This is a genomic window from Sphingomonas parva (ex Maeng et al. 2020), assembly GCF_004564275.1.
GTDB classification, from domain to species: Bacteria; Pseudomonadota; Alphaproteobacteria; order Sphingomonadales; family Sphingomonadaceae; genus Allosphingosinicella; species Allosphingosinicella parva.
This window is the reverse complement of sequence record NZ_SPDV01000029.1, coordinates 41,060-58,608: the sequence shown is the minus strand read 5'-3', so window position 1 is coordinate 58,608 and position 17,549 is coordinate 41,060. Positions and strand designations below refer to the sequence as shown.

The window sequence follows — 17,549 nt, the reverse complement described above, 5'->3', positions numbered from 1 at the left end:
CTGCATTCCTCCCCTTCGCCGTTCCCCGTGTCGCCACATGGCGTCTGTCACGCCTTCTTGTCGAGGCGCGCTGTGTCGTCGAGCGCGCGGATCAGGACCGCCATGTTGTTGATGTACGTGCCGGTGGAGATTCCGACCGCGGGCGTGTCGGTGATGTAGGGCGAGGTGTCGCGGGCATCGAGCAGCCGGCCGTCCGCCGCGCGGGAGGGCGGCAGCAGCGCCGCTTCGGCCGGCGGGCGCCAGCGATTGCTCGTCGCGCGGAGCGGCGTCGGCCAATAGCCTTCGCGGTTGAGAGCGGCGACCACGTCGGCCGCTCGCCTGCCATCGCCTTCCGCGATGTTGAGGTCGGAGCCGCGCACCTCGCGCACGACGAAATAGCGCGGCAGCGGAATGCGGTCGCGGGCGAGCAACGGCGATCCCCTGGTCGCCTCGTTCCTGGAAAGCGCCAGCAGCCGCCGATAGCCTTCGCGCAGGCGGGCGAGGTCGAGCTTGCGATTGACCCAGCTCACCCCGTCCTTCGGCTCGTAGACGATCTCGTTCCTGGTATCGCCGGTCCAGCTGCCGCTCTCCTTGAGGTAGAGCGCCCGGTCGGTGCCGACTTCGATGAAGGTCGGGTGGGTGAAGCCGTTCAGCTGCCGCTCGGGCGGCAATTGGAGCTTCTCGAGCCAGGCGATCGCTTCGGGAATGCGGGCCAGATATTTGCTGTCGCCGGTCCAGCGGTAGAATTGCATCAATTGCTGGACACAGGCGTAGGTGGTGTGGGTCGCCAGCGAGGGCGGCTCGGACGTGCGGGCGCCCGCGGGCTCCAGCTCGCGCGTATATTGCAGCGCCCAGCCGGGCTGCGGCTGGCCCTGCTGGGCGAGCAGGAACACGCCCATGCCGCGGCGGATCGAATCGAGCACCCGCCGCTCGCCGAGCGCCTGGTGGACCAGCATCAGGAACGCGATGTTGTTCGACGCGACGTCGTCGTTGAACGTGATGTTCGCCGTATAGTCGGGCAGGCCGCCGTTCGAATAGCTGCGGTCGATCGGGAAGCGCTGCGGCCAGCCGCCGATCGGATATTGGGCGTCGAGCACGAAATCGACGACGCGGTCGAGCGGGGCGCGCCAGGTCGGATCGTTCCTGGCGAGGTAGAGGCGGAGCAGGAACTTGCCACTCTCCACCGTGCCGCCGTCGTCGAACGTGGCATTGCCGTAATAATGGCGGAACTCCTCCAGCCGCCGGCCCTGCCGCCCGATCGTCTCGTGCCAGTCGCGCGCCGAGGCGTCGCCGCCGAAGTCGATGAAATAATGCCAGCCGCCGGACGGATGCTGTCCGCGGACGAGGGCGCCGGCGACCTGCTCGGCGGCACGGTAATATTGCTCCTCTCCGGTCGCGTGCCAGGCATCGAGGAAGAGGTGACCCATCGCCGCGGTGCCCGGGTCCTGGACCCAGATCATCGTCGGCTTCGCCTCCATCTCGCCCCAGCGCCGCGACATGTCGGGAAGGTAGGACCAGACGTAACCGCCCTCGGTCGCGACCCGATCGGTCATGAAGCGGGTCGCGCGCCGCATCGTGGCGAGCAGGGTCTCGCGGCCGGCGCCCGCGGCCATCGCCGGCGCGGCGGCGAGCAGGGCGAGTGCGCCGGCGCCGGCCAGCGCGCTCCGCCGGGTGATCGCGCCGGTCATTTCCGCGCCTTTCCGGGGATATGGAAGCGCTCCGGCGGCAGCGCCCGCGGCGTGAACCGCGCGGAGAGGACCGCGCCGTGGAAATAGTTGCGCCGGTTGATCCGCGTGCCGATCGAGGTGAAGCCCTCGGCCTGCGGCGTGAACGCGATTTCGGCCTCGGTCTGCAGCACGCCGTCGACATAGGCGCGGTAGGTCCGCCCGTCATAGGTCTGGGCGACATGGTACCAGCGGCCGACCGGGAAGGTCTTGTCCGGCGCCATCAGCGCCTTGTTGTAGCCGTTCCCCGCGGTGAAGGCGTCGAGATACCACCGATCCCCGACCACTCGGATCTCGAACAGGAAGCGCGGGCCGCTCGGCGGGACGGGGGGCGAGGCGTCGGGCGGCGCATTGCCCGAAGCTTCCGCGAGGTGCAGCCAGCGCTGCTCGAACGCGCCCCCGTCGGGGCGGAACACCGCCTCGATCGTGAACTTGGACGCGCCGGCCAGCGGATGGGTCGGCAGGAACAGTGCGTCGTCGAGTCCGTCGAACGCCACCGCCTTTCCGTGCTCCGTCTCGATCACCTGCGGTCCGCCTTCGGCGCGGACCGGCATGTTGCCGATCCGGTCGATACGGTCGAAGCGCCAGGCGGTGGCGCCGCCGGACGCGCCTTGTTCATGCGCGCAGGCCGCGAGCCAGGGCAGCAGCGCCAGCGCCGCGGATGCCAGGACGCGGCGGGTGACGTCAGCGGGCCGTGCCATCGAAAATCCTCCTCTCGCCGCGCTTGAAGGCGAGATTGCGCTGCGCCGCGCCATAGGTGAAATGCCGCTCGACCGGTCCTGCGGCAGTGATCGCCGCCTCCGCCAGGGCGCCGTCCCGCCAGGCCAGGTCCATGGTCAGGCCGCCGCGCAGGCGCACGCCGCGCAGGCGGCCGCTGGGCCACGCCTTGGGCAAGGCCGGCAGCAGGGTGACGCCGTCCGGCTGGTCGCGGACCAGCATCTCGACCACGCCGGCGGCGCCGCCGAAATTCCCGTCGATCTGGAAAGGCGGGTGGGCATCGAACAGGTTCGGATAGGTGCGGTCGGGGCCAAGCAGCTTCCGCAGCACCGTATAGGCGCGCTCGCCGTCGCCGAGCCGTGCCCACAGGTTGATCCGCCAGCCTATGCCCCAGCCGGTCGCATCGTCGCCGCGTATCTCCAGCGCCCGCCGCGCCGCCTTGAACAGGGCCGGATCGGCGGGGCGGATCTCGTGGCCCGGGTAGAGCGCGTAGAGGTGCGAGACATGGCGGTGCTGGATCTCCGGCACCTCCAGGTCCCAGTCCTCGAGCCATTCCTGGAGCTGGCCGGCCTTGCCGATCCGGTCGGCCGGAATTCGCGCCCGGGCCGCCTCGAGCTGCGCCCGCAGCGCGGCATCGCGGCCGAGCAGGCGCGAGGCCTCGATCACGTTCGCAAACAGCTCGCGCAGGATCTGGCGGTCCATCGCCGGGCCCTCGCACAGGCTGACCTTGGGATGATGGGCGTTCTCGGGCGAGATCGACGGAGAGGTGACGAGACCGGCCGGGTGCTCGACCATCGCATCGAGGAAGAACAGGGCAGCGTCGCGCAACACCGGGTAGATGCGCTGCAGCACCGCGCGGTCGCGGCTGAAGTCCCAGCGGTCCCAGAGATGCTTGCACAGCCAGGCACCGCCCGTCGGCCAGATACCGTAGAAGGCGCCGTCGATCGGCGCCGCCGCCCGCCACAGATCGGTGTTGTGATGCGCGACCCAGCCGCGGGCGCCGAAATGGGCGCGAGCGATGCGGGCGCCGCTCACCGCCAGATCCTCGGCCATCGCGATCAGCGGCTCAATCGTCTCGGAGAGGCCGGTCGGCTCGGCCGGCCAGTAGTTCATCTCGGTGTTGATGTTGATCGTATATTTGGAGCCCCAGGGCGGCCGGTTGCTGTCGTTCCACAGCCCCTGCAGATTGGCCGGCTGGCCGCCGGCCCGCGACGAGGCGATCAGCAGGTAGCGGCCATATTGCACGTAGAGCGCGGCGAGGACCGGATCGTCGTTGCCGCGCTCATGGCTGTAGCGCACCCGCGCGTCGGTCGGCGTTTCCGCAGAACGGTCGGGCCCGAGATCGATGTCGAAGCGCCGGAACAGGCTGCGATGGTCGTGCTGGTGGCGAGCGAGCAGCGTCTCTGCGGTTCGACGGCCGGCGGAGTCCAAGTCGCGGAGCGCCTCCGCCTCCGGCGCACCCGAGACGTCGCGCCAGTTGCGATAGCTGGTGCGGGCGGCGATCAGCACGGTCGCCGCTGGCCCGTCGACGTGGAGCCGCTCGCCCTCGATCCGGCCGGCGCCGTCCAGCGCGCGCAGCGCGATCGCATAGGTGAGCGCGCCGGCGATGCCATGCTCCTCGCGGTTGCGTCCGGTCTGAACCAGCGTGTCGCCGCGCGCGGTGCCGCCGCCTGCCGCGAAGCGCAGCGACCAGGCGGCCGGGGCGCCGTCGAGCGCCTCCAGCCGCACCGCGATGACGCCGTCGGCCGCCGAGGCGAAGACAATGCGGCGAAAGCGCCGGCCGCCGCTTTGCCATTCGGTCGCGGCAATCGCGCCGTCGAGGTCGAGCCAGCGGCGATAATCGTCGGGATCGTCCTGGCCCGGCATGTCGATCAGCAACTCGCCCAGGGTCTGGTACGACATCTGGCGGATCGGCCGCGCCATCAGCCTCTCCTGGGCGAGCGCCTGCGCTTCCTCGTAGCGCTGCGCGCGCAGCAGCGCCCGCACCTGCGGCAGCGCTGCGCGGGCGTCCGCATTGGTCGGGTCGTACGGCCCGCCCGCCCAGAAGCTGTCCTCGTTGAGCTGCAGCCGCTCGGCCCCGGCGCCGCCGAACACCATCGCGCCCATCCGGCCGTTGCCCACCGGCAGTGCCTCCACCCAGCGCGTCGCCGGCTGGTGGTACCACAGGGTCCAGGGCGATGCCCCGACCGGCGGCGGCGCGGCGGCCTGGCCACGCGCCGGACCGGCCAGCAACGCGCCGCCGGCGAGACCGGCGAGCAGCGCCTGGCGTCGGTTGAGGTCCCAGGTCACGGGATCAGGTTCCGGCGCAGCGCCGGCACCGCCCGAGCCAGCTCCTCCACCACCTGGCCGGCGAAGAAGTCGGCGCCTTCCGGGCCGATGTGGGTGTAATCGAACGACAGCTTCGCCTGGCCCATCGGCTCGGCCGCGGCGTTCGCTGCGGCGGGCGCCGGCACGGCGCCGCCATTGGCGTCGATCGTGGTGCCGGTCGCCGCCGCCGCCCAGACGGTGGGGGAGGGCGGTCGCTGGGCAAAGCGCGTCGCGGCCGCCGCGCCCATCGCCTGCACCGCGGCGGTGCTGCGCGCGTGAAGGTCGACCAGCGGCGCGCCGGTCTCGGCGGCGACCCGGCGGGTCGCCTCCGCCCAGGGCTCGAGGTCGCGGATCAGCGTTCCGTCCTTGAACTGGCGGCGGGTGAGCGGCGTCACCAGCACCGGGATCGCGCCGGCGGCCCGCGCCTCTGCGACGTAGCGCTTGAGATTGGCCGGGAATTCGGTGGCGAGCTCGGTCGAGCGACCGGGCTTGCCGGGCTGATCATTATGGCCGAACTGGATCAGCACATAGACCTGCTCCCACGGGCGCCGGCGCATCTCGGCCAGGGCGATGTCCCAGGATCCCTCGGCGCGATAATTGTACGAGCTGCGGCCGCCGCGGGCGAGGTTCACGCAGGCGAGGAACGAGGTGACGTGGCGGGCGCAGAAGCTCGGCCCCCATCCGCCCTGCACCGCTACGGTGGAATCCCCGACCAGCACGATCTTGGACGCGCGGATCGGCTGCACCGGCGGGCGTTCGGCGCTCTGCTGCGCAGCCGCGGGCGCCGAGAGGGCGAGCGCGGCGGCGGCGAAGCTAGCGGCGAGCCGCATCGCGCGCGCCCTTGCCGGACGGGGACAGGAGGATTGCGCCGCTTCGTGGCCGCCGCGCCTCGGCCGCCGCGCGGGCGAGCCAGAGCAGGATCGGGTGGACGTCCATCGCAGACTCTCCTTGATTACAGGGCCTCGAACTTGAAGTTGCGGAATTTCGCCTCGCCGGCGCCGGCCGAATAGAGGCCGGGGCGCAGCATCAGGAAGCCGCCGCGGACATTGTGGTGGTAGCCGGAGACCTCCATGCCGCGATCGAAGCGCTTCCACGTCCGGCCGCCGTCGCCGCTGGTGTCGTAGGTGACGATGTGGCGGTCGTTGGTCACCCGCATCCGCATGCGGCGGCCGTGCGGATTGGCCGGACGCCCCCGCTCGATGCCATATTGATGAGTGACGAAGCGCGTCTCGTCGAAGCCGAGGCCGGCATAGAGCCTCTCGTCGTAGAATAGGATCAGCCCTGCGGTGCCGCCGGGCGCGATCTCCACGTCGCACTCGAAGCGATAGCCCTGGTCTCCGGCGATCAGCAGCAGGGGCGAGCTGTCGCTCGGGGCCTTGCCGCGGGCGCGGAAGAGCAGGGTGTTGTTCTGGGTCCGCACCCGGTCCTTCTCGTCCGGACCGGGCTTGAAGAAGTTCCACTTGCTGCCGAGCTTCAGGGTGCGGAAATCGTCGGAGAGCGGCTGGCCGTGCGGCACCGCGCGGCCGCCCTTCGGCTTGGCGATCGGCTGCGAGAGGTCGCCGCCGGTCATCCTGAACCAGCCGTCCGGAGTCCACTCGACGCGGTCGAGCAGGGTCTGGCGGCCGAGCGTCCAGAAGCCGTTCTCGAAGCCGTGATAGACCGTCCACCAGCCGCCGTCCGGCCCCTCGACCAGAGTGGCGTGGCCGCGCGACCACCATTTCTCGGCCGCGGACGTGGTGCGCACCAGCGGATTGGCCGGATGGTTCTCCCAGGGCCCGTTGATCGAGCGCGAGCGCGCCGCGATCACCATATGGCCGGTCGGCGGGCCGGCGGTGCCGCCGACGGCGGTGATCAGGTAGAAATAGTCGCCATGCCGCGTGATCTTCGGGCCCTCGGGCGCGAAGCCCTCCACCACCCAATCCTCGGGATAGCGCCAGGGATCGTAGACATGCTCGGGCTTGCCGACGGTGGCGAGGCCGTCGTCGGTCAGCCGCACCCGGTCGCCGCCCGACAGGAACAGCCAGCGCGATCCGTCCTCGCCGACGGCGTGGCCGGGGTCGATATGGCTCGGCAGGTCGAGGTCGACAGGATCCGACCAGGGACCGCGAATGTCGTCGGTCCAGATCACCCAGGAGGTCGTCTTCGTCCCCGGCGCGTCGGTCTTCTTCGTCGGGATGTAGAGGTAATAGCGGCCCTTGTGCTTGATCAGCTCCGGCGCCCAGACCGAGCCGATGTTGCGCGTCAGCGCGGCGTTCAGCGGCTGCCAGTTCACCAGGTCCTGCGAGTGCCAGATGACCAGGCCCGGATAGGAATCGAACGTCGAGAAGGTCATGTAATAATCCCGCCCGTCCTTGAGGATGGTGGGATCGGGATGGTCGCCGGACATCAGCGGATTCAGGAAAAAGCCGTTGCCGAGATCGGGCACGCGCTGGTTGTCGTGGCCGCGGCGCCAGCCGCTCGCCGGGGCGCGGGGCGCCTGTGCGGCCAGCGCCGCGGCGGCGGGGCCTGCTCCCGCGGCGAGGCCTGCGCCGCCCAAGAGGGCGGCTCCGATCGTGTCGCGCCTGCTGAGGTCCACTCTTCCTCTCCTCTCTTGCTTTACCGTTTCGGCGTCATGCGCCGTCCGCCGCTGCGGTAGATGCGGGCGAGCGCGATGCCGAGCTCGGTCGCCTTCTGATGCACCGCGCCGATCGAGCGGCCGAGCGCCGTCGCCGCCTCGGGTCCGGACGCGCCGCGGCGGGCGAGGGCGGCAAGGCGCCGCCGCTCCTCCTCGGTCCATCTCTTGCCGGCACTGACGCCCATGACGCTCGCCTCCCGCTCGATCGGGTGCCCGGAGCTGCGGCGCCCCGGGCGATATTCGCGGTCAGAAGCGGGCGCGCAATCCGATGCGGTAGATCGGGCCCGAGCTCGCATATTGCGTCACCACCGGCGAGTCCGAATAAGCGTAGCGCTCGCTGGCCTGGTTGGTGAGGTTGAGGCCCTCGGCGGTGATCGTCAGGAAATCGGTGAGCTGATAGCTCATCGACGCATCGACGTTGGTGGTCGAGCGGCTGAACACGAAGTCGTTGATCAGCGGGCTGTCGCACGCCGTGCCCTCGGTCGCCGGATTGCCGGGCACCGGGTTGAGGCCCGGGCTGCAATTGCCGGCGGCGATCGGGTAGCTGGTGCTGTAGCCCTTGCGATGCGCCACCGACACGCGCGCACGGAAGCGCTCGGTCTCGTAATAGAGCGTGCCGTTCAGCGCCTGCGGCGAGACGTTGAGGAACGGCGCCTTGCCGGTCGTCGGCGCGATCGTCGCCGTGCCCGGATCGAGGATGTAGTTCAGCTCGGACTTGATCCGGGTGTAGTTGATCAGCGCGCCGAAATTCCTGAGGAACCCGGGCAGGAAGGTGAAGTCCTGCTGGTAGCTGATCTCGAAGCCGCGCAGATAGCCGCCCGGCGCGTCGCGGAACTGACGCGCGGTGAACGGCGCGTCGGCATCGATATAGGCGAGCTGGTTGGCGTTGGTGAACTGCTGGCGCAGCGCCGCGACATTGTCGGCGTCGAGGAAGCTCGACAGCGGCGCCGAGAACAGCACCGTCTGCGGGAAGGAGCTGATGTTCTTCTGGAAGCCGGCGATCGACAGCAGCCCGCCCGGCGCGAAATACCATTCGATGCTGGCATCGAGATTGTTCGAGTAGAAGGGCGAGAGCTTGGGGTTGCCGACGGTCAGCGAGCCGCCCTCGAGCGAGCCGTTGTTCGGGATCGAGATCGCGGTGATCGTCGGCGCGAGGTTGCCGAGCAGCGGGCGCGCCATCACCCGCGACGCGCCGAAGCGCAGGAACAGGTTCTCGACCGGCTCGTAGACCAGGTTCATCGACGGCAGCCAGTCGGTGTACTTGTTGGTGCCGACGATCTCGCGGCCGGCGGTGGTGCGGCCCTCGGAGCGCACTTCGGTGATCGCGACGCGCGAGCCGATGTTGCCGCGCAGCGGCCGCCCGAACATCTCGGTGTTGAAGTCCGCCTGCAGGTAGAAGGCGGTGTCGGTCTCGTCGACGCCGAACGCCGCGGAATTGTTGCGCCGGTCGGTGATCCGCCAGTCGCCCCATTTGTTGGCGCAATTGCAGGTGAAGTCGAACAATTGCTCGAACTTGGCGATGTCGGGCACGTAGAAGCTGGTCACCGTGCCGGCCGGCACGTTCAGCCCCTGGCCGAAGTCGACCACGCGGCCGACCTGGTCGGCAGTGGCGCCGGCCTCGCGCAGCGTCGGATTGAGCAGGTCGTTGTTGCGCTCGAACTGGCTGGTGTCGAAGCCGAACTCGCGCCGCGTGCCGCCGAAGGCGACCGAGAATTGGTCGTTCAGCCGGAGGTCGAAATCGGCCTTGAAGCCCTCGTAGGTGTTCTTGACGAAGCGCTGGTAGTGGCGGATCGCCGAGAAGCCCTTCACCGTGTCCCAGTTCGCCGGATCGGCGGCGTCGAAGCCGAAGTCGATCACCGGCATCGAGCCATGGTCGCGCTCGTCGTAGATGAACGTCCCGGGCGAATCCATGCGGTTGAACTCGACCAGCAGACCGGTCGACGAGTTGGTCGATTCGGATCGGCCGTAGATCAGGTCGACGCGGAAATTGTCGGTGAAGTCGTGCTGGAGGTTGGCCGAGACCTGGTTGAACTCGGTGGTGTAGCTCGACTGGTCGACCGCCGAGCGGAAGTCGACGTTGCGCAGCGCCAGATAGTCGGCGGTGCCGTCGGTCACGTTGGCGTCGAGCACGTCGACGCCGGGGCGGCCGATCAGCGCGCCGCGGAAGGCCAGCCGGTTCGAGGTCGGGATGTAGCCGACCGAATTCGGGTTGTTGTAATAATCATAGGGATCGAGGTTGAACGGATTGGTGCTGAAGATGTTGGCGTTGGCCGGGCTGGTGCCGCCGGGCACGACCGCCGCCGCGCCGAGCACCGAGGGGACGAGGACGCCCGCCTGGTTCAGCGCCGTCGCGAACGCGGGCGTGGTGCCGTAGAGCTGCTGGCCGCAATCCTGCGCCGGCGTGATCTCCGAGCCGGCGTTGGGCACGCACAGGCCCGGGTAGAGCGCCCGCGCCGCCGTCGGCGTCAGATTGTTGCCGGCGGTGTTGAACACCGAGTTGGTGTTGTTGCGGTTGAGGCCGACCGAGGAGATCTGGTTGTTGCGGCTGAGATTGTCGAACTTCGAATAGAGGCCGTCGACGCTGAGCAGGGTGCGGTCGGTGATCCGCCATTGATAGGAGGCGGTGAGCCCGATCCGCTCGTTCTTCACGTCCTGCTGCTGGAGCGCGGCGAGGGCGGGAATGCGCACCAGCGAGTCGTTGAACCGGCCCGTCGTGGAATAGCCGCTCGGAAACAATTTGGCATAGGCCGCGGCGTCCGATCCGGTGAGGATCGAGATCGCTTCGGGATTGGTGATCGCGGTGCCGAAGGTGGTGCCGGCCGGCGCCGAGAAGCCGGCGCGCTGCGGGAATTCGTTCCCCTGCCATTGCGTGCCGCGATACAGATAGTCGGCCGATCCGGGGGCGCGCGCATATTGGTCGATCTCGTTCTGGGCGCGGCTGTACGCGCCCGAGACGAGGATGCCCATGCGTCCGTCCATGAAGCGGGTCGAGGCGAGGCCGGCGATGCGCGGGCTCGTCTTGCCGCTGTTGTCCTGGTAGCTCGCCTCGGTCGAGAGGGCGAACTGCCGGCCTCTATAGTCGAACGGCCGTCCGGTCTGGAGGTCGATCGTCGCGCCCAGCGAGCCTTCGTCGGTCTCGGCGGACGGCGTCTTCTGCACCTTCAGCGAGCTGAACAGCTCCGAGGCGAAGGTGTTGTAGTCGAACGAGCGGCTGCGGTTCGGCGCGGTGCCCGCATCGTTGGCGCCGGAGGTCGACAGCGCCTCGAGGCCGTTCAGCCGGGTCCGGTTGAAGTCGCCGCCGAGGCCGCGGACGGTGATCGAGCGGCCCTCGCCATTGTCGCGATCGATCGAGACGCCGGGAAGCCGCTGCAGCGATTCCGCAAGGTTGGTGTCGGGGAAGTCGGCAATGTCCTCCGCAGTGATCGCGTCGACCTGCACGTCCGAGTTGCGCTTGATGTTGAGCGCATTGCGCAGCGCGCCGCGGAAGCCGGTGACGACGATGCTCTCGTCCTGCGGCGGGGCCGCTTCGGCATCGGCGGCCTGGTCGGCGACGTCGACTGCGTCGGTCGCGGCGCCGGACGGGCCGGACACGTCCTGGGGCGCCTGGCCGGGCGGCGGCGCCGAGGGCGCGGTCTGCGCGGCAGCCGGCGCGGCGATCAGGCCGATGGCCAGTGCGGCCGAGGAAACCGTGCATGCGAACGGCGTCGTGAGCTTGAGCCCCATCGAAGTCCTCCTCCTGTTTTCAAAGCGCGCCGGTTGCCCCGATCTTCTGCCCGAATCATGTGGTAACGCTAACACGACACCGGTGTCAAGAAACCGGTGTCATAAGCTTTTCAGCTGCGTTACAAGGGCCGGCAGAGGCTGGGCAGAAGCCGCTCCGACGCGCGTCGCTGCAGTCCTGAGGGGAGTGGGATGATGGAGCTGAGCAGGCGCGGATTCCTCGGAGCGGCGGGCGCGGGGGCGGCTGCGGCCTTCATCCCGTCGGTGCACGCCGCGCCCGTCCTGGCGTCCGTTCCCGACCATGGCTGGCGGCTGTGGATCGACCGGGCGGCGCGCTACGAGGAGGATCGCCTTTACCTCCCTGCCGATGTCGATCTCGCGGCCCTGCCGGTCAATCCGCCGACCGGCGGCTGGGCCTCGCTCAGCCAGGCGGAGTCACTGCCCGTCACCCTGCCGACCACGGTCGAGGAGCATCTCTGGGGCGCGTTCGGGCTCAGGCCCTATACCGGCGACGAATATCGCTACGCCGCGGACGATCCGGTCCCGCAGAACGGCGCCTATCGCGGCGTCTCCTGGTGGTTCCGCGAGGTCGACATTCCAGCCTCGGCGGCGGGCAAGCGCGTTCTGCTGCACATCCGCGGCGCGCGGCTTCGGGCCGAGGTGTTCCTCAACGAGCAGCTGGTCGGCTATTCGATCATGTCGGAGCTGCCGATCCATTGCGATCTGACCGCGGCGATGCGCCCGGGCGGCGCGAACCGGCTCGCCATCCGGATCACCAATCCCGGCGGCCGTTACGACTGGCGCGATTCGACGACGATGAGCTGGGGCGCGGTGAAATTGTTCGCGTCGCACGGTTTCGGCGGCCTCGATCGCGGCATGACGCTCAGCGCGCATCCGATCGACGCCCACATCCGCGACGCCTGGGTGCTCAACACCCCCGATCCGCATGTCGTCACCGCGCACATGGAAGTGGCGTTCGCCCGTCCGCCCCGCAACATCGACGCGCTGCGCCGCCGCGCGACAATCGCCCTCGCAGATGCGCAAGGCGTACCGAAAGCGGCCGCCGCGACGCTCGAGACCCTGACGCTCGACGGCCGCGTCGCGACGGTCGTCTTCCGGGTCCGCGCCGCCGATGCCGCGCTCTGGGATCTCGACACACCCGCCCTCCATCGCCTCCGCCTCGGCTGGGGCGAGGACACCCGGCTGGTCGAGTTCGGCTTCCGCTGGCTGGGCGTCGACGGAGTCGGCACCGACGCGATGCTCCGGCTCAACGGCCGGCGGATCCGGCTCTATTCGGCCATCTCCTGGGGCTATTGGGGCTATAACGGTCTCTGGCCGACGCCGGAGCTCGCCGAGCGCGAGGTCACGTCGGCCAAAGCGCTCGGTCTCAACTGCCTCCACTTCCACCGCAATGTCGGCAAGGAGCAGGTGTTCGCCGCCCAGAACCGTCTCGGTCTGCTGCGCGTGATGGAGCCGGGGGGCGGCCGCCACGCGATTGCCCGCGATCTCAAGCCCGGCGAGGCGCTGTCGCCGGCCGACCGCTTCAGCCGCGATTTCATGGTCGCCAAATGCGTCGAGATGTCGCGCGTCTTCCGCTCCAACCCGTCGCTCGTCCACTACACGCTGCAGAACGAGATCGGCGCCAATCTCGCCAATCCCGACGTGCAGGCCGTGCTGAAGGCGATCCACGCCATGGATCCGAGCCGTGCGGTGATCCTCAACGACGGCTTCGTCGAGCGCGGCGCCGCCCAGGCGATGTACCTGCCGTACAGCGATCATTACTACCGGTCGGACGTCGAGCGGCACGGCGGCTGGTGGGTCAATCACCAGGGGGCGGGCGATCAATGGTACGATCGCTTCTACCAGTCGAAGGACTCCTACATCCATCGCCAGACCGGAAAGCCGTTCATCGTCGAGTTCGGCGAGATGCAGGGCTGCGCCGTCGCCGACAATCACGCCGGCATCGTCGCCGAGCTCGAGGCGCGGGGCGGCAAGGCCTATGACCTCGACGATCACCGCATCATCCTGCGCGGGACCGAGGCCTTTCTCGACCGCTGGGGCTTCCGCGCCGCCTTCCCGACCGCCGAGGCGCTGTTCCTGTCGATCGGCCTCAAATGCTACGAGGCGTGGGAGAATTACCTGGAGAACATCCGGATCGGCGACGAGGTCGACATCGCGGCGATCAGCGGCTGGGAAACCACCGCGATCGAGAACCATTCGGGCATCGTCGACAACCTCCGCCGCTTCAAGGCGGATCCGGCCATCGTCCGGCGCAGCCTGCTCCCGGTTCGCCCGTGCGCGAAGCAGCGGCGGCTGGTCTATTCGCCGGGCGAGCAGGCGCTGGTCGATCTCTGGCTGTTCAACGACACTGGCCGGCCCGCGCCGGGCACGCTGCGCCTGTCGCTGGTCGATCCCGGCGGGCGCGAGCGGGAGGTGGCGCGCTACCCGGCGCCGTCGCACGCTCCGGACGTGTTTCGCGCGCTCGTCGCCGAAGCGGCGGCGCTGCCGGCGTTCGACCGGGCGGGAGCGCATCGTCTCCGCTTCGTCCATTCGGCCCATGCCGACGCGGGGTTCGAGCGGACGTTCTGGGTGGTCGGGCCCGGGCCGCGGCCGTCGCGCAGGCCCCGCATCGCCCTTGCCGGCGTGGCCCAGTCGCTCCGCCGTCAGCTCGAGGCGACCGGCGCCGCCCGTTTCGAGGATTTCCGCGCCGGCGTGCGCTACGACGGCATCATCGGATCCGGCCTCGCCGCGGACGAGATCGCCCGGCGGCAGATCGGCGAGCAGACCGGGCTCGAGGCCCAGCCGGCCGCCGGCGACGCGCCCAAGCTCGTCCCCGGGGCTCTGCCGGACGCCGTGCTCGCCGCGGTCCGTGCCGGCACGCCGCTGCTGGCGATGGTGCCGGAGGACGGGCTCGCCGACGGCGTCGCCCGCCAGCTCGCCGGGCTCGGCCTCTTCCGCTACGACGGTCAGGTCGGCAATCTGCGGGCGCCCTGGATGGGCAATTGGAACTATCTGAGGGCCCATGCCCTGTTCGACGGCATCCCCGCCGACACCGCGACCAGCGTTCTCCACCAGGTTGAGGGCCAGCCTTCGAACGGCCTGGTCGTGGACGGGGAGGGGGTGGAGATCCTTGCCGCCTACAGTCGGGATCATGACCGCCGCAACGGCGCGGCGACGCTGATCGCGCGCCGCGGCGGGATGCGGGTGCTCGTCCACCGGCTGCCCGACATGGTGGCGCCGTTGCAGCGCCGCTTCCTCGAAAACGCCATCTTCTGGCTGACCCAGACCGGAGACCGTCGATGATCAAGTCGCTTCTTCTGCCGATCGCGCTCGCCGCGGCGCCGCTCACCGCGAGCGCCGCGGTGATCGGCAACATGGTTCCGGCCGCGCCGCTCACCGCCGCGCGGATCGCGCAGCGCCCGGCCGCCGAACGGGCCGCCTGGCAGGTCTATCTCGCCCGCTCGCAGGCGTTGATGGCCGCCGACAAGGCGGCGCTCGCGGCCGAGCGGAGGACCGCGCCGAGAGGGCCCTGGCCGGATCGCGGCGGCGGCGGGAACGCGATGCCGCTCGACCGCGCGGACGCGTGGTACGCCGGCCCCGAGGCGCGCCGCGTCGCCGACAACATCGTCAGCTTCCAGACCCCGGCGGGAGGCTGGGGCAAGAACCAGAACCGGGCGACTCCGCCGCGCGTCGCCGGGGAGGGCTGGGCGATCGTCGAGCATCTGCCCCCGGCCGCCGCCGGCGACATCCAGGCGGACAAGGCCTGGGCCTATGTCGGGACGCTCGACAACGGCGCCACCACCAGCGAGCTGCGCTTCCTCGCCCGGGTCCAGGCGCAGCTGCCGGGGACGGTGGGGGCGCGCTATCGCGCCGCCTTTCTGAAGGGCGTCCGCTACCTCCTCGCCGCGCAATATCCGAACGGCGGCTGGCCCCAGGTCTTTCCGCTGCAGGGCGGTTATCACGACGCGATCACGTTCAACGACGATGCGGTCGCCGACGCCGCACGCCTGCTCGACGAGGTCGGACGGCGCAGCGGCGCGACGGCCTTCGTGCCCGATGCGCTCGCCGGCGAGGCCCGGAGCGCCGCCGCGCGGGCGATCGCGATGCTGCTCGCGACGCAGGTGCGGGTCGACGGACGGCGGACGATCTGGGCGCAGCAGCACGATGCGTTGAGCCTGGCGCCGGTCGGCGCGCGCGCGTTCGAGCCGGCGGCGCTCTCCAGCGCGGAGAGCGCCGGCATCCTGCGCTTCCTGATGGAGGTGCCCGAGCCTTCGGCCGAGCTCGCCGCCTCGGTCTGCGACGGAATCGCCTGGCTGCGGGCGCACGCGCTCGCCGACGTCGCGTGGAACCGCGCCGAGGGGCGGCTCGACGCCCAGCCGGGCGCCGCCCCGCTCTGGGCGCGCTTCTACGATCTGCACACCGCCCGGCCGATCTTCGGGGACCGCGGCGGCACCATTCATGACGACATCGCCGATGTCAGCGAGGAGAGGCGGCGCGGCTACAGCTGGTTCAACGCTGCGCCGGCCGGCGCCTTCTCCCGCTTCGAGCGCTGGCGTGCCCGCCACCAGGGCCGCGCCGCGGTGCAGGCGGGGTGCCGCGATGCCGGCTGAAGCGCGCCTCGTCCTGCGCTGGCCGGCGCTGCTGCTCGGGCTGCTCGCCTTGCTGTGGAGCGCCGCGCCGGCCGTCGCGCGCGATCTCCACGTCTCCCGCTCCGCCGCCGGCGCCTATCGCAGCGTCCAGGCGGCGATCGACGCGCTGCCGGACCGCGGCGGCGTGATCCGCATCGCACCGGGGATCTGGCGTGAGAAGCTGACCATCGCCCGCGACGGCGTCACCCTGATCGGCACCGGGCGGGACCCGCAGGCGACCGTCCTCGTCTATGGCGATTCCGCGAAGAGCGCCGGCGGCACCTTCAACTCCGCGACGGTGACGGCGAGCGGGGACGATCTGCGCATCGCGAACCTCACCATCCGGAACGACTGGTGGCTGCAGCCCGGCAACCCGCCCTCGCAGGCGGTGGCCCTGTCGGTCACCGGAGACCGCGCGGTGATCACGCGCGTGCGCCTGCTCGGCCACCAGGACACGCTCTTCGCCAACAAGGGCAAAGGCGGGCGCATGGCGCGGCAATTCTTCTCCGATTGCTATATCGAGGGCCATGTCGATTTCATCTTCGGCAACGCCAAGGCGTGGTTCCGCAACTGCCATATCCACGGGCTCGCCCATTCCGACGTCTGGTACACGGCGCAGAGCCGCGCTTCGGCGGACGAGGACAGCGGCTATGTCTTCGATCGCTGCCGCCTCACCGCCGATCCGGACGCGCGCAACGTCTCCCTCGGCCGCCCCTGGCGCGATCATGCCCGCGTCGTCTTCCTCAACACGCGGATGGACGCGCCGGTGATGCCGGAAGGCTGGCGCGAATGGTATCCGGGAACGTCGAACCGGCTGCCGACCACCGATTATGCCGAATATCGGTCGTCGGGCCGCGGCGCGGCCCCGGCCGCGCGCGCCGCGCCGTCGCGCCAGCTCACCCGCGAGGAGGCGGCGCAATGGTCGCTGCGCACCTTCTTCCAGGGCGACGTGCGGTGGATCTCGGAAGGCCTGGAGCAGGTCCGCTAGCCGTGCGTCACGGCGCCGCTCGGCGATCTGCCGGCTCCGGCGCGGCTCAGCGGACGCGCTTCTCCAAATAGAGATAGGCGGGGTCGAACTCCGCCTCCGCCTTCAGCCGGGCGGGATCGCCGATCTCGACCATGCCGTTGCGGAACTCGACCACCCCGCGCTCGCGCAGGTCCTTGAGCGTGCGGTTGACGTGGACGCTGGTGAGGCCGAGGCATTCCGCAATGTCGGTCTGGGTGATCGGCAGCGCGTAGCGGGCGGGCTCGGCCAGGCCGACGAGGCCGAGCCGTACCTGCATCTCGCAGAACAGATGCGCGATCCGCGCCAGCGCGGTGCGCCGCCCGAGCGAGAGCACCCATTCGCGATGGATGGCGGCGTCGAGATTGGTCGCGAACCAATAGACGCGGGCGAGATGGGGGAAGGCTTCGGTGATCGCCCGCAGCCGCTCGTGGGGCACCACCGCGAGGCTGCAGTCGGTGAGCGCCAGGATGTCGTGGTCGAGCCGCTTCAGCGTGAAGCTGTGGAGATCGGTATAGTCGCCGGCGACGTTCAGCTCGGTGATCTGGCGGCTGCCGTCGCGCAGATCCTTGTGGCGGCAGGCGATGCCGGAGAGCAGGATCGTGCAGACGTTCACGGTCTCGCCGGCGGTGACGACGCGCCGGTCGGCCCGGACCTCGATCACCTCGGCGACGCTGGCGAGGATCGCCGCCTCTTCTTCCTCGCTGATGTCGTCGCGTGCGCGCAGCTTCGCGAGATGCTTCTCAATCATCGGCGATGCCCGGCTCCGTTCCGTCCGCCGGCGGCCGTGCGGACCCGGTACCGGCAGGTTCCCGCCCAACGGAATGCGTCGACTCTGTAGCAGGGCAAAGGCCATC

Annotated in this window: 12 protein-coding genes; 3 read left to right on the top strand and 9 right to left on the bottom strand. The window is 70.1% G+C overall.

Translation table 11 applies throughout. The features are described from left to right. Positions 1 to 47: 47 nt before the first annotated feature. From E2493_RS14480 to E2493_RS14450, 8 genes are all read right to left on the bottom strand, one after another. Complete coding sequence (locus E2493_RS14480) at positions 48 to 1,667, bottom strand: pectate lyase (RefSeq protein ID WP_167737546.1); 1,620 nt, start codon at positions 1,665 to 1,667, stop codon at positions 48 to 50. Next, positions 1,664 to 2,404, bottom strand: a complete 741-nt coding sequence (locus tag E2493_RS14475) for a LamG domain-containing protein (RefSeq protein ID WP_135088018.1) — start codon at positions 2,402 to 2,404, stop codon at positions 1,664 to 1,666. The genes E2493_RS14480 and E2493_RS14475 overlap by 4 nt, the downstream gene beginning before the upstream one ends. Beyond that, positions 2,388 to 4,709 carry a glycoside hydrolase family 95 protein gene (locus E2493_RS14470; protein ID WP_135088016.1) on the bottom strand — a complete coding sequence of 774 codons (2,322 nt, stop codon included), beginning with the start codon at positions 4,707 to 4,709 and terminating at the stop codon, positions 2,388 to 2,390. Before E2493_RS14470 ends, E2493_RS14475 begins: the two co-directional genes overlap by 17 nt. Further along, the gene (locus E2493_RS14465; protein WP_135088014.1) at positions 4,706 to 5,557 is read right to left on the bottom strand and encodes a rhamnogalacturonan acetylesterase; all 852 of its coding nucleotides are present in this window, start codon (positions 5,555 to 5,557) and stop codon (positions 4,706 to 4,708) included. Before E2493_RS14465 ends, E2493_RS14470 begins: the two co-directional genes overlap by 4 nt. Then, positions 5,541 to 5,663: a hypothetical protein gene (locus E2493_RS22115; protein ID WP_263854095.1), complete on the bottom strand. Its 123-nt coding sequence runs from the start codon at positions 5,661 to 5,663 to the stop codon at positions 5,541 to 5,543. The genes E2493_RS14465 and E2493_RS22115 overlap by 17 nt, the downstream gene beginning before the upstream one ends. A 16-nt stretch (positions 5,664 to 5,679) precedes the next feature. Further along, complete coding sequence (locus tag E2493_RS14460; protein WP_135088012.1) at positions 5,680 to 7,302, bottom strand: family 43 glycosylhydrolase; 1,623 nt, start codon at positions 7,300 to 7,302, stop codon at positions 5,680 to 5,682. A gap of 20 nt (positions 7,303 to 7,322) precedes the next feature. Next, entirely contained in the window at positions 7,323 to 7,526 is a 204-nt protein-coding gene (locus tag E2493_RS14455) for a hypothetical protein (protein WP_135088010.1), read from the bottom strand. A 61-nt stretch (positions 7,527 to 7,587) separates the two neighbouring features. Beyond that, positions 7,588 to 11,064 carry a TonB-dependent receptor gene (locus E2493_RS14450; RefSeq protein ID WP_135088008.1) on the bottom strand — a complete coding sequence of 1,159 codons (3,477 nt, stop codon included), beginning with the start codon at positions 11,062 to 11,064 and terminating at the stop codon, positions 7,588 to 7,590. Between the two features lie 192 nt (positions 11,065 to 11,256). Between E2493_RS14450 and E2493_RS14445 the strand changes: the two genes are divergently transcribed. The 3 genes from E2493_RS14445 to E2493_RS14435 are packed head-to-tail and all read left to right on the top strand — an operon-like array spanning position 11,257 to position 16,677. Then, on the top strand, positions 11,257 to 14,364 hold the full coding sequence (locus E2493_RS14445) for a sugar-binding domain-containing protein (RefSeq protein WP_225421496.1): 3,108 nt from the start codon (positions 11,257 to 11,259) through the stop codon (positions 14,362 to 14,364). Next, positions 14,361 to 15,671 carry a pectate lyase gene (gene pelA / locus E2493_RS14440; RefSeq protein ID WP_191993005.1) on the top strand — a complete coding sequence of 437 codons (1,311 nt, stop codon included), beginning with the start codon at positions 14,361 to 14,363 and terminating at the stop codon, positions 15,669 to 15,671. The genes E2493_RS14445 and pelA overlap by 4 nt, the downstream gene beginning before the upstream one ends. Next, a complete protein-coding gene (locus E2493_RS14435) occupies positions 15,661 to 16,677 on the top strand; it encodes a pectinesterase family protein (RefSeq protein WP_135088004.1) in 1,017 nt (338 codons plus the stop codon). The genes pelA and E2493_RS14435 overlap by 11 nt, the downstream gene beginning before the upstream one ends. 46 nt (positions 16,678 to 16,723) lie before the next feature. Here the strand turns inward: E2493_RS14435 and E2493_RS14430 are convergent, their stop codons facing one another. Beyond that, entirely contained in the window at positions 16,724 to 17,443 is a 720-nt protein-coding gene (locus E2493_RS14430; protein ID WP_135088002.1) for a Crp/Fnr family transcriptional regulator, read from the bottom strand. Positions 17,444 to 17,549 lie beyond the last annotated feature (106 nt).

Excerpts from the sequence above, each read along its gene's own strand:
- E2493_RS14445 (WP_225421496.1), top strand. The coding sequence starts at position 11,257 with ATGGAGCTGAGCAGGCGCGGATTCCTCGGAGCGGCGGGCGCGGGGGCG.
- E2493_RS14450 (WP_135088008.1), bottom strand. The coding sequence starts at position 11,064 with ATGGGGCTCAAGCTCACGACGCCGTTCGCATGCACGGTTTCCTCGGCC.
- E2493_RS22115 (WP_263854095.1), bottom strand. The coding sequence starts at position 5,663 with ATGGACGTCCACCCGATCCTGCTCTGGCTCGCCCGCGCGGCGGCCGAG.
- E2493_RS14455 (WP_135088010.1), bottom strand. The coding sequence starts at position 7,526 with ATGGGCGTCAGTGCCGGCAAGAGATGGACCGAGGAGGAGCGGCGGCGC.
- pelA (WP_191993005.1), top strand. The coding sequence starts at position 14,361 with ATGATCAAGTCGCTTCTTCTGCCGATCGCGCTCGCCGCGGCGCCGCTC.
- E2493_RS14475 (WP_135088018.1), bottom strand. The coding sequence starts at position 2,404 with ATGGCACGGCCCGCTGACGTCACCCGCCGCGTCCTGGCATCCGCGGCG.
- E2493_RS14480 (WP_167737546.1), bottom strand. The coding sequence starts at position 1,667 with ATGACCGGCGCGATCACCCGGCGGAGCGCGCTGGCCGGCGCCGGCGCA.
- E2493_RS14430 (WP_135088002.1), bottom strand. The coding sequence starts at position 17,443 with ATGATTGAGAAGCATCTCGCGAAGCTGCGCGCACGCGACGACATCAGC.
- E2493_RS14465 (WP_135088014.1), bottom strand. The coding sequence starts at position 5,557 with ATGCGGCTCGCCGCTAGCTTCGCCGCCGCCGCGCTCGCCCTCTCGGCG.
- E2493_RS14435 (WP_135088004.1), top strand. The coding sequence starts at position 15,661 with ATGCCGGCTGAAGCGCGCCTCGTCCTGCGCTGGCCGGCGCTGCTGCTC.